Annotated in this window: 14 protein-coding genes; all 14 read right to left on the minus strand. The window is 43.8% G+C overall.

Annotated features, from left to right (window positions below):
- Positions 1-10 precede the first annotated feature (10 nt).
- On the minus strand, positions 11-1,645 hold the full coding sequence (flgK, locus tag ICN13_RS09710) for a flagellar hook-associated protein FlgK (protein WP_216140157.1): 1,635 nt from the start codon (positions 1,643-1,645) through the stop codon (positions 11-13).
- 78 nt (positions 1,646-1,723) lie between these two features.
- Positions 1,724-2,074, minus strand: coding sequence for a hypothetical protein (locus ICN13_RS09715; RefSeq protein ID WP_216140158.1), 351 nt, complete (start codon positions 2,072-2,074; stop codon positions 1,724-1,726).
- Entirely contained in the window at positions 2,074-3,225 is a 1,152-nt protein-coding gene (locus ICN13_RS09720) for a flagellar basal body P-ring protein FlgI (RefSeq protein ID WP_216140159.1), read from the minus strand. Before ICN13_RS09720 ends, ICN13_RS09715 begins: the two co-directional genes overlap by 1 nt.
- Before the next feature lie 9 nt (positions 3,226-3,234).
- Positions 3,235-3,930 carry a flagellar basal body L-ring protein FlgH gene (locus ICN13_RS09725; protein WP_255534116.1) on the minus strand — a complete coding sequence of 232 codons (696 nt, stop codon included), beginning with the start codon at positions 3,928-3,930 and terminating at the stop codon, positions 3,235-3,237.
- Positions 3,930-4,712, minus strand: a complete 783-nt coding sequence (gene flgG / locus ICN13_RS09730) for a flagellar basal-body rod protein FlgG (RefSeq protein ID WP_216140161.1) — start codon at positions 4,710-4,712, stop codon at positions 3,930-3,932. Before flgG ends, ICN13_RS09725 begins: the two co-directional genes overlap by 1 nt.
- 21 nt (positions 4,713-4,733) lie before the next feature.
- Positions 4,734-5,504, minus strand: a complete 771-nt coding sequence (locus tag ICN13_RS09735) for a flagellar basal body rod protein FlgF (protein ID WP_216140162.1) — start codon at positions 5,502-5,504, stop codon at positions 4,734-4,736.
- A 26-nt stretch (positions 5,505-5,530) separates the two neighbouring features.
- A complete protein-coding gene (locus tag ICN13_RS09740; protein ID WP_216140163.1) occupies positions 5,531-7,663 on the minus strand; it encodes a flagellar hook-basal body complex protein in 2,133 nt (710 codons plus the stop codon).
- A gap of 68 nt (positions 7,664-7,731) precedes the next feature.
- Positions 7,732-8,409: a flagellar hook assembly protein FlgD gene (locus ICN13_RS09745; protein WP_216140164.1), complete on the minus strand. Its 678-nt coding sequence runs from the start codon at positions 8,407-8,409 to the stop codon at positions 7,732-7,734.
- Between the two features lie 16 nt (positions 8,410-8,425).
- Positions 8,426-8,830 (minus strand): flagellar basal body rod protein FlgC, encoded by a 405-nt coding sequence (flgC, locus tag ICN13_RS09750; RefSeq protein ID WP_216140165.1) that lies wholly within the window; start codon positions 8,828-8,830, stop codon positions 8,426-8,428.
- Positions 8,827-9,240 carry a flagellar basal body rod protein FlgB gene (gene flgB, locus ICN13_RS09755; protein ID WP_216140166.1) on the minus strand — a complete coding sequence of 138 codons (414 nt, stop codon included), beginning with the start codon at positions 9,238-9,240 and terminating at the stop codon, positions 8,827-8,829. The genes flgC and flgB overlap by 4 nt, the downstream gene beginning before the upstream one ends.
- Positions 9,241-9,468: 228 nt before the next feature.
- A complete protein-coding gene (locus tag ICN13_RS09760; RefSeq protein WP_216140167.1) occupies positions 9,469-10,251 on the minus strand; it encodes a flagellar biosynthetic protein FliR in 783 nt (260 codons plus the stop codon).
- Position 10,252: 1 nt separating this feature from the next.
- Positions 10,253-10,522, minus strand: a complete 270-nt coding sequence (locus ICN13_RS09765) for a flagellar biosynthetic protein FliQ (protein WP_216140168.1) — start codon at positions 10,520-10,522, stop codon at positions 10,253-10,255.
- Complete coding sequence (gene fliP / locus ICN13_RS09770; protein WP_216140169.1) at positions 10,522-11,268, minus strand: flagellar type III secretion system pore protein FliP; 747 nt, start codon at positions 11,266-11,268, stop codon at positions 10,522-10,524. The genes ICN13_RS09765 and fliP overlap by 1 nt, the downstream gene beginning before the upstream one ends.
- Positions 11,265-11,732, minus strand: a complete 468-nt coding sequence (locus tag ICN13_RS09775; protein WP_216140170.1) for a flagellar biosynthetic protein FliO — start codon at positions 11,730-11,732, stop codon at positions 11,265-11,267. Before ICN13_RS09775 ends, fliP begins: the two co-directional genes overlap by 4 nt.
- Positions 11,733-11,736 lie beyond the last annotated feature (4 nt).

Here is an 11,736-nt window from a genome sequence, read left to right on the forward strand (position 1 = left end):
GGCCTTTACCTTATGCGCTAAGCATATTAAGCAGCATGTTAAACATCTGGTTAGCTGTTTGCATCACTTTGCTAGCAGCGCCATACATTTGCTGAAATTTCACTAAATTAGCAGCTTCTTCGTCTAAGTTAATACCAGATATAGACTCACGACGATCCGCAAGTTGCTTACCTACTACTTGATTAACCTTATCCAGATTCTTCCAGTTAGAAACGGTTGAAGCAATATCGCTGGTAATAAGACTTATTGGGTTGCTAAATTTACTACGTAATTGCTCAATTCGATTAGCAGCAACAGCATCCACCGTAAAGTTTAAAGCTGCTTCCGGTCCATAAGAAAGCATAGATACAAATGAGGATGCACCGTAGCTCTTGTCATACACTTGATCATTTACTATCGCAGCAATCTCGGCGTTATAGGTATTGGAGCCTGGATCGGCTGCAGCCATGATTTCTTCAATCTTTAACTGCCTTCCACTAACGTTACCTCGAGACCATTGGCCATTTGGGTCTTGCTCCCATGTATTGTCCGATAGCGCCTCAGGAATATCTGTGTTAGTAACTCCGCCAGAAGCCCTAAATCCAAAAATCGGAGCCATCGAAGTTTCATTTCCAGAGACATCGGCATTAGTCTGTACTGAATTGACATCCCTAAAGATTCCCAATGTGAGGGCACTGAGCTCTCTTTGAACTTTAGGTAAAAAATCAGTAAGGATTTCAAATGTTGCGCCGACCTGCCCTGACTGAAAGATGGTTTTCGGCTTGATGAACTGTTGTCCTTGGCTGCCAGCATTTTCATTTGCTTGAATTTGTGTTGACAGAGGACCAATCAGATGGCCTGTTTGTGAATCTTTGATATAGATATTAAATACAGCGCCATCAGATACGCCGACATCAGTATTAATAAATTGACTTGCGCTACTACGATCAACCAATGAAACACCAGCCATCTGGAAAGTGGCGGTGCCATCCTCATTAATGATTGTTGACCCACCCAGCAGATCTTGCAAACGCATTGTTAAACGATCGCGTTCATCCAATAGATCTGCGGAAGGGGTTGTATTGCCAGGAGCCGAAGCAGACAAAATTTGTTGATTTACACGCTGTAATGCTGGAGCGAGAGTGTTAGCCTCATTCAAGATACCGGTCATATTGACCTGAGTGCTCTTTTTGATTTCGTTAAGATACTCATTAAAGCTACCAATACGATTAGCAAGTTGTGTAGCTGAACCTGAAAAGTTCTGAATATTAGTTAAGCTCGATGCATCATTTGCAAGGGTGCCTGCAGCATTCATAAATTTAGAAACAGCGCCTGCAATGGATGATGAAGGATCCATCATCATAGAATCTAGGCCAGATACAGATTGCAATAAAGTATTGGTATAGCTGGACTTACTTTTTTGCTCCAACATCTGCTTTGTTAAAAGATTATCAACAAAACGGGTAAAGCCTTCGACCGCAAATGCTGTACTGCCAAAATCGCGGGAATTTGGCGCCATTAAGCCAATCACGTTATTGGTGCGTCTGCGAGAGAATCCCTCAACATTAGCCCCACTCACGTTTTGAGAGGTTATGGTCATTCCGGCCTGGGCAATCTCCAGAGCAGAATACGCATTATTGATAATCGAAATATTATTGATGCTCACGAGGTTCCCAGTATTTAGTATCAGCTATATTAATAAGCTATAGCCTCATCTTCTATTACGGATATTTCTATTAATTCATTAGTTTTTGGCGTTAATTTGTTTAGCGATTTGGGACTGATTTAATAGCTGCTCAGTCATCTTTTTTGCAAAGCCCAAGCCATCACCCCTGGTAATCGTCGCTGCCAATTGATCATCGACCATTTCTAGGTAACCGTTCCGATTTGCCCCTTCTTTAGGGTTAAATGGGGAGTTATGCACTTCTTTTAGCATCTGACGAACTAAGGTGGTTTCAAAGCCTCTAGCGGCATCAGCAACCTTTTCGGCCGTAGTCATGGCATCCGTCTTTTGGGTATTTGCGGCATTGTTCGTACCCAAATCCCATAAAGAGGAATCCTTAGAGGCTGAAGTTGACCCTAGAACAGTAGCCATTAGATAACCTCGAGCTCAGCCTTTAATGCGCCAGATACTTTCATGGCTTGCAAAATCGCAATTAAGTCCTGCGGAGTCGCGCCTAACAAATTGAGTGCCTTTACAACTGCCTCAAGAGAGTTGCTGTTCTCAGAGAACTTCACAGCGTTTTGACTGCCACGCTCAATATTAATGTTATCAACCGCTGATGCAGTCGTAGGCTGACCAGTAAATGGTGCAGGTTGCAAAATCAAACGAGATTGATCCACTTTAGTTTCAACTCGGACCGACAAATTACCATGTGCCGCAGCAAAGGAACCGAGACGAACCGCTTGATTCATAACCACAGAACCTGTTCTGGAGTTAACAACTACTCTAGCTGAATCAGGCAATGCTACAACAGGCAATTCTTGTAATGCAGCCATAAAATTCAGGCGCTGCACAGGATCAGTTGGAGTTCGGACATTCATAGAACGCGCATCCAATGGCAATACAATACCTTGACCAAAACGACGCACAATAGCTTCAGCCGTTCTTTGCATTAATGAATAATCAGCATTCTTTAAATTCAATTGAACAAATTCAGCGGCTTGCTCAACTGGCACTTCACGCTCAACCAATGCACCACCAGGCACTCTGCCTGCAGACAAATGATTGTTTTGACGAGCATTCAGATTGGCATAGCCATAACCTGTAACTACTAAAGAGCCTTGGCCTTGGGCATACACTTGGCCATCGGCCGCGCGCAATGGAGTCATCAATAAAGTGCCGCCCTTGAGACTGCGGGAACTACCCATTGCGGAAACGGTGATGTCAATCTTTTGGCCTGGCTTTGGACTTGCAGGCAATTCTGCAGTAACCATCACGGCAGCCACATTTCGCAACCAAGTCTGATTGTTATAGCCTTGGGTATCAGGAATAGTGACGCCTAGTGAAGACATCATCTGACGAATCGTTTGAATTGTGAAAGGAGTTTGGGCAGTCAAGTCGCCTGTACCATCAAGGCCCACAACTAAACCGTAACCAACTAATTGGTTGGGACGCTCGCCGGCTATATCAGTTATCTCTCTAATGCGCTGTGCATTTGCATCAGCAATATAAGCAGTATGGCCTAATACAACAAGGCTTAGCGCAATAAAGAGTTTAGGAAGATTCAAAAGTATATTTTTCATGATGATCTATCAGAAAGGACTAGCTTTAAGGAACAAGCGAGTTAACCAGCCTGGCTCGCGCACATCATCAGTAACACCTTTACCGCGATATTCAATACGGGCATCGGCCACTTGCAATGAAGACACGGTGTTATTGACTAAATTATTTGGATTAACAATACCGCCGAAACGAATGATTTCTTCCTCGAAACCAACGGCAACCTGTTTTTCTCCAGCAACAGCCAAATTACCATTCGATAAAACCTCAAGAACAGTCACTGTAATAAATCCATTGAACGCGTTAGAAGCGGTACTAGTTCCTGAACCATCTTGCTGAACATTACCACCAAGGGCTAAAGTTCCCTTATTGTTATAGGTATTAGAACCCGGGCCAATATTGGACAAGCCAAACGAGCCAGCGATATCATTTTTACGTTTTGCAGTTGCGCCAGAATTCTTGCTGGCACTAGTAGTTTCATTCAATAAAACTGTCAAAGTATCGCCAACATAACGGGCACGACGATCCTCAAATAGCGGACGATATGCACCAGTCATCGTAATTTGAGCTGCAGGGAATAAGCTGCCTGGGCTAGCACCACGCTCTGAGGGATCAGCTGGTCTTGCAGAAGTCTGCGTTTTCACCAATGGCTGACGATCAGCAGATGCACAACCTGTTAAATAGGCTACCGCAATCAATACAGGAATGAGAATAATTTTCTTAATCATCATAATTGTCCAATCTTTTGTAGCATCTGATCAGAAGCAGTAATTGCACGCGCCTGAATTTCATACAAACGTTGAGCGGCAATCATTTGCACTAACTGCTCGGCAACGTTCACATTTGATTGCTCAAGGTTGTTTTGCGCAATTACACCAGTGCCATTGGTGCCGGGTACGTTAATGTTTGGCGTGCCTGAAGCAGTGCTTTCCAAGAATAAATTGCCACCAGTAGCTAGCAAGCCATTCGGGTTAATAAAGTTCGCAACGACCAAATTACCAGCGGTATATTGCTTGGTTGGATCATCTAAGGTGTATTGAACAACACCATCAGCACTAATAGTTAAAGAGGTACTTCCAGAAGGAATGGTAATACCGTTGCCAACTGTAAAACCAGCTTGAGTAACGATTAACCCATTTTGATCTTTAGTAAATGCACCATCACGGGTATAGGCCAAGCTGCCGTCTGGCATGGTAATTTGGAAATAACCATTACCTTTAATTGCCACATCCAATGGATTGGCTGTAAGCAATAAGGCGCCTTGAGTATTAATACGCTCAGTTGCAGATAATTTTGCACCAGCACCTACTTGCAAGCCATCAGGATTTGTCGCTTGACCCAGCGTGTAAGCACCAGGCTCACGCAAAGTTTGATACATCAAATCCTCAAACTGTGGGCGTAGTGTTTTAAATGCTGTGGTTGATGCGTTTGCTAAGTTATTAGCAATCGTATCAAGATTCATCTGCTGAGCATCTAAGCCTGTTTTAGAAATCCAAAGTGAGCGCATCATAATAGTGTTCTCTTAAAAAAATTAACCGCGTGATAAAGACATTAAAGTGTTAGCTGATTTTGCATTCTGGTCAGCAGTTTGAATAAATCGCATATTGAGATCGAACATTCTGTTTTGTTCAATCATTTGTACCATTGCTGTTGTAGGGTTCACGTTGCTCAACTCGACTGCGCCCTGCTGAACACGTAAATTAGGGTCAGTATCTGGGCGCTCTATACCGCCATAGCTAAACAAGCCATCTTCGCTGCGCACCAATAGCTTTGGATCAACGTTCACTAAACGAAGCTTGTCAATTTCTTCAAAAGGAGTCTTACTCGCTTCGTCAAAAGCGGTAGTACCAACAAACTGAGTTGAAATCGTGCCATCCTGAGAAATATCGATTGATCGAGCTTGCTCAGGCAGAACAATATTGTCCACTTGACCTAAAACTTCATTCTTACCAAGGCGCAAAACACCGTTTTCGTCCACACTAAAGCGGCCTGAACGGGTATATGCCTCAGAGCCATCTGGACGACGTACCGCAAAGAAGCCTTGGGCATTCTTAATGGCTACGTCAAACGGATTGCCTGTAGTTTGAATAGTGCCTTGTGTGAAATCGCTACCAGGAGTGCTATCAACTACGAATGCGCGTGTATCAGCACCCTGCCCATTAACCGGAACTGACCGAAATGCAGTGAACATCTCGCGAAACCCAGGAGTCTGGGTATTCGCAAGATTATTCGTGGTGGTGGCAAGCTGCCCCATGGCATGCTTGGCACCAGTCATCGAGGTATATGCAAAACGATCAATCATGGCTTACTCTCCAAATAACCTGTCTATTAACCTGTCATCCGAATAGTGTCTTGCAGCGTCTGATCAAATGCTTTGATACTTTGTGAGTTTGCAGAATACATCCGTTGCAAAATCATCAACTTAACGAGTTCATTTGAGAGATCTACTGTAGAAGCCTCTACTGCCATTGACTTGATTTCGCCAAAAGAGCCATCACCAGCGCGGCCGATACGTACACCGTTGTCACCCTCAGTACCAGAACGATAGCTTGGTGCAAAAGCATTATTACCGCTAGGAATCAATTGCTCATCAGCATCAAACTGTGTCAGAGCGATTTGACCAGCAACAATCTTACGACCGTTACCATATACGCCAACAATCGTACCGGTGCTATCAATCGAAACACTTGACAACTCAGAGCGTGGCTCACCATTTTGGTAGCTTTGGTTCACCATGAATGATGATGCTTGCAGCTGAGTATCGGACAAATCCAATTCATAGATCAATGGAATGCTTGTACTTTGCTGTGAGCCAGCATTAACTCTGGTACTTAATGTTGTTGATGTACTAAAGACTGGCTTACCAGATGCAGTATCAACTATCAATGAATCAATATTACGACCAGCAACTAAACCAATTTTTGCCACAGTCTTGTAGCCATTTCCAGTGTCAACGTCTGCGGATCCTGGTCTAGAAGAGAATGTTGATGCACTATCCGCATAATCATAAAAACGACCATCGATTGACGCATAAACCTCTAGGTTAGCCTGAACAGCATTTAAAATGGTTCCCGAATTTTGTTTATTAGTTGTTCCCTGAACTACAAGCTTTGTTCCATCTGGAGCTAAAAGTGTCATATCAATAGTTTGCTTGAAAGTTAAAACACCTTCAGGGTTAAAACTATCTCCTAGAGCACCGCTAAGATAAATTTTATCGTCAAGAGGATCGGTCGAGGTAACAGTCAATCCTGTATCGGCTCCATCAATGAACAATCTACGACCTTCCATGCTTTCAACAGCCTGTCCACCGTCAAGAGTAATTACTTTTTTAGTCAAATCAATTGCATTGCCGAGTCCCGAGGTGAGAATATTGCCTGACGAATCTTTGACTGATAAATCTGCCTTGTAAAAGGTAAGTGATGCATTTGCTGGGATATTGATTGTTGCCGAACCAGCCACATCAATCGCCGAAAGTGGTCCAGCAGATAATGAGCCATCAACCGTCAAGCCGGTATCAATTCCATTCATAAATATTTTTGCGCCATCTTCAACGGTAGATAACAGTTCAACCGCATTAGCAAAGGTAATGCTGCCACCCTGAGTAATGCCAGTGAAGCCAGTGTCACCAGTAGCTAGGGTTGCAATAGGTTTAGTTTGAACTGTTAAAGCTGAAGTTCCCTGAATAAATACCTTTCCGGTCGCTGCTGCTCCGGCAGTATTAGGGCTTCTATTAAATCCAGGAGCATATGAAAATCCAGATCCATCTAACTCAGAGGTAATCTGTAAATTTGAGTCAGTAACTCGACGATAGTAGACCTCTAATGTATGGCCTGTACCATTCGAATCAAAAATTGTTTGTGTTGTCTTTGAGTTGAATGTATTTTGAGTTGGATCAAATGCAACGTTTCCAGACTTAACATAAGCATTTTCACGTGAGTCTAAAATAGCGCTGATCTTAGATACGCTAGTTTGTTGGCCGTTAGCATAGTCAGGAGGCATGCGGAGCTTGCCATTAACTGTGCCAAGACCACGAATATCATCACTAACGCTCTTACCATCTGCTGATGGTTGGAAACCAGTTAAATACATACCATTTTGGTTAACGATCCAACCGTTTTTATCAACAGCAAACTGACCGTTGCGTGTATACATCAAAGAGCTAGGATCTTCTGGATTGCTCAGAACGCGGAACCAACCGTCGCCACCGATAGCCATATCCAAAGGATTTTGTGAGTTCTGCATAGTGCCGTATGTCAAAGGACGACGAACAGCTAAACGCTGGGAGCCCTGACCAACACGGTTTGCGTCTGATGGATCAATTGCCTTGAAGTATTGATCAGCAAAGATATACTCACCCGCTTTGTAGCCAACAGTATTCGCATTAGCGATGTTATTACTGGTGTTATCAATAGCTAAGGATGTATTTTGTAATCCTGCTAGACCGATTGTGTAGTTACTCATGTTTCAAGCTCCTTTGAAAATTCTGTATATAAGTTGGTTATGTTTGTTAAGTTAATTAGTTACGCTTCTTACGCTACCCACTGCTCAATCTCTGTTGGCTTAACAGTTCTTCCGTCAGCCAAGGTCACCTCTAAATTAGCTCCACTCTTACCTACAGTTGCAACCCGTGAGCTTGTATAAACCGTTGGAGTTTGTGTTTTGCCTTCTGTAGTTTCAGCAGCAATCGATAGGGTATAGAAACCAGATGGCAGAACCTTGCCTGCACCATCAAGACCATCCCAAATAAATTTAAACAATCCTTGTGAACCGGCACCAAGATCAGTCTCAGCAACCGTAGTTCCGTCTGCAGCCTTAATCGTGGCCTTAACGGATGTTGCATCACTATCCAATTTCGCAGCTACATTCACAGACTCACCACTGAACAGAATCTTGTTACCAGCTGCCATGGCTTTCTTACCAACAGTTGTAGACATATTGACAAAGTCATTCGATTGGATCTGGCTCAACATACTAGTCATTGAGGTATTCATCTTATTGATACCGTCAACCATATTCAGCTGGGCTAACTGTGAAGTCATACCAGCAGAGTCCATTGGATTCATAGGATCTTGATTCTGCAGCTGCGCAGTCAACATCTTCAAGAAGTTCTGAGTCATATCCTTCGTAGAAGTAGGATCATTCACAGTCGTTGTGATTGCAGTCGGATCGTACTTTTTAATCTGACTCAAATTGGAAATAGCTGCCATATCTTAAGTTCCTTTATTAACGGCCAAGATCGAGGGTTTTCAACATGAGCTGACGCGTGGTATTCATCATCTCAATATTCATTTGATAAGAACGTGATGCAGAAATCATGTTCACCATTTCTTCTACTGGATTGACGTTAGGCATTTGTACATAGCCATTCTTGTCAGCCATCGGATGAAACGGTTTGTATTCTTGTTTGAGTGGTTCTTTGCTTTCAACAATATCCACAACCTGTACGCCTGCACCTTGAGTGTTCTCCACTGGCACTGGCGCAAAGAGCACTTGGCGTGCGCGATAGGTTCTACCATCAGGACCAGCAACGCTCTCGGCATTGGCTACGTTTGAAGCGGTAATATTCAAGCGCATTGCTTGAGCAACCAATCCAGTCGAGCCGATATTAAATGCGCCTAGGAGACTCATTGTGCTTGTCCTGTAATCGCAGAAATACGGGTTTTAATACTGGAGCTCAAGAAACTCAAAGTGGCTTCTGTGAAAAATGAGTTCTTCATAAACTCAGATCGTTCTACGTCAGGATCAACGGTGTTGCCATCTAAGGCAGGTTGAACGGAAGAGCGGAATTCGGTGTTGATAGCGGATGATTTCACGCCACCAATATGTCTTGCATTAGTTGTAGCTAAAGAGACGCCTGCAGATGGCAGCTTGTTGTCCAAGGTTTGCTTGAGCACATCGCCAAACTGGATGTCTTTTGCTCTAAACCCTGGAGTGTCAGCATTGACCAAGTTTGATGAGATCAGCTCTTGGCGATAAGCACGCAATTTCAGCGCTGCTTCACCAAACTGGATCGGATCGTATTGTGGCACTTGCAACATCAGCTTTATCTCTCATGTAGATGGGGCCAATCCCCAACTTCACTTTATTTAAAGCAAGTGCTGTGCCAATTTACTGAAATAATTATTTTATCTATATAAATCAATAACTTATTGATTTTAGGGCTGCCTATAAAAGCCGATTATTGAGGCCTTTTAGTACTAAACGGCAATTTTTGCAGTCCGCCCTGAAAGCAGGTCGGCAATACCTGCCCAAATCCCCTGCCCAGCCTAGTTTGCCCCAGGGTTTAGGCCGGTTCGAACCAGACCCATTGGCCCCTCTAAAACCTTGGCAACCATACCGGGCATATCGGGCAAAAAGATGATTAACAGCAGGAAGGAAATCGGTACCGAAACCGCAAAACCCACCGAGAACAAATTGAGCTGAGGGCTAGTTCTTCCCAGCAAGGCTTGAGTCATGTTGAACATCAAATAAACGATGATGCTTGGCATACTGAAAACCATACCAAAGGCAAATGCCTTGACCACCAAGAGTGTCAAACCCTTGGCATCCCAAGCGGATGGCCAAGTACCAAATGGCAGCAATTTAAAGCTATCTAGCAAAATATCGAGCAGTACTAAATGGATATTTAAGGCAAAAGCTAAAGCAATGGCAGTCAGCTGAAGAAACTCTCCCACCAAGCTTGGAGACAAAATAGGATCCCTACCAATTGTTGCCGCAAAACTAAATCCCGACAACATGGAAAGTACTTCTGAGATCACATCAAAGGCCATTAATCCGATACGAATGAGATAGCCAGCGGCTAAACCAATAGCCAATTCTGTAGCGGCAGCAATAAAAGTAATGGTTTCACCCATTACTAGACTCGGATCTGGCTTAATGAGTGGCGCAATCGCAATACCAATGACCAAAGCAAGTAGGATTCGCATCCGCATCGGCATCGAGCGAAAGGCAAACATGGGGGCGGAAATTAAGACTCCAAATACCCGCAAAGAAATCATCATCACAATCACAACAAATTGTGGAATGATGTCGCCGGAAATCGGAATCATCTTAGTTCAGGATGCTGGGAATACGCGTAATAATTTCGCGAACGTAATCTACAAAGATTGCCAGACTGACAGGGAAAGCAACGAGAAGAACAACTGCAATGACAGCCAACTTAGGAACAAAAGAAACTGAGCTCTCATTTACCTGGGTGGCTGCCTGCAAAATACCGATCACCAAACCAACAATTAATAGTGCAATCAGCAAAGGACCAGCCAATACGAAGGTCATGCGCAATGCCTGAAAAGCTAGTTCAATAACAAGACCGGTATCCATCACAAGACTCGATAGCTTTCAATGAGTGAAGCAGCAAGCAATGCCCAGCCATCCGCGAGCGCAAAAATAACGAGCTTTAAAGGGAGGGAGAACATCATGGGAGAAATCATCACCATACCCAAGGAAGTCAGAATGCTGGCAACCGCAAAGTCAATGGCTATAAAGGGGAGATAGATCATAAATCCAATCAGAAAGCCAGTTTTAATCTCCGATATGGCAAAGGCTGGGATCAATACTGTCATCGGCACATCTTCTTGATCGGCGATCGGCTTGTCATAGAGTTTTGCGAATAAGCTGAGATCCTCTTGACGCGTTTGTTTGAGCATGAAAGATTTAATCGGCTTTGCCCCAACTTCTACCGCTTTTTGGAATGTAATTTTTTGTTGGGTATAAGGCACGTATGCTTCAGCATAAATCTTTTCAAAAACCGGATTCATGATGAACAAGGTCAAGAAAAAGGAAAGTCCAATCAAGACCATATTTGGTGGCATGGTTTGCAAACCAAGCGCTTGGCGCAATAATGAAAACACAATCAAGATGCGGGTAAAGCTTGTCATCAACATCAATGCAGCTGGCAAGAAGCTCAGTGCAGTTAATGCAATCACCGTCTGAACAGGAATGGCGTAGTTAGTACCCCCTTTTCCAGCTGCAGAAGTGACTAGCGGCAACGATTGAGCCAGCACCGCACCAGAACCCAATAGCAATAACGAAAGGCCTAGCAGCCAAAACCCTTTGCGGCGGGTCATGCTTTCAATCCTTTTTTCACCATATTCGTCAGTTTTTTAGCAAAGTCAGCTCCCACAGGAGAATACTGAGGAAGATTCTTCACGTCGCTTGGATCCATCTCTAGCAACATCGTAATTTGACTTGGAGTATGTCCAATGGCGTATGGCATACCAGCGATTTCAACGATCACAATTCGCTCACGCGGCCCCAAACTTTGCGAGGCTAAAATTTTGATCGAAGAATTAGGCAAATCAATCTGGAGACTGCGCTTGATATACCAAGCAACTAAGGCCACTAAGGCAGCAGCCAAGACCAGCGTAACCAGTGTTAACCAAATGAAACTGCCGCCGCCAGCAGTAGGATAGGTCTGCGTAGCAACGACAGAAGTTTTAGCCGCCTCCTGCGCATGGCAAGAGAGGCTAAATAATAGAATGGATAATGTGATTCTAAGTTTGTTTAATGCTCTACCGATAAGTCGGTCCATCTAA

Origin of the sequence: Polynucleobacter sp. MWH-Berg-3C6 (assembly GCF_018881855.1) — a bacterium.
GTDB lineage: Bacteria > Pseudomonadota > Gammaproteobacteria > Burkholderiales > Burkholderiaceae > Polynucleobacter.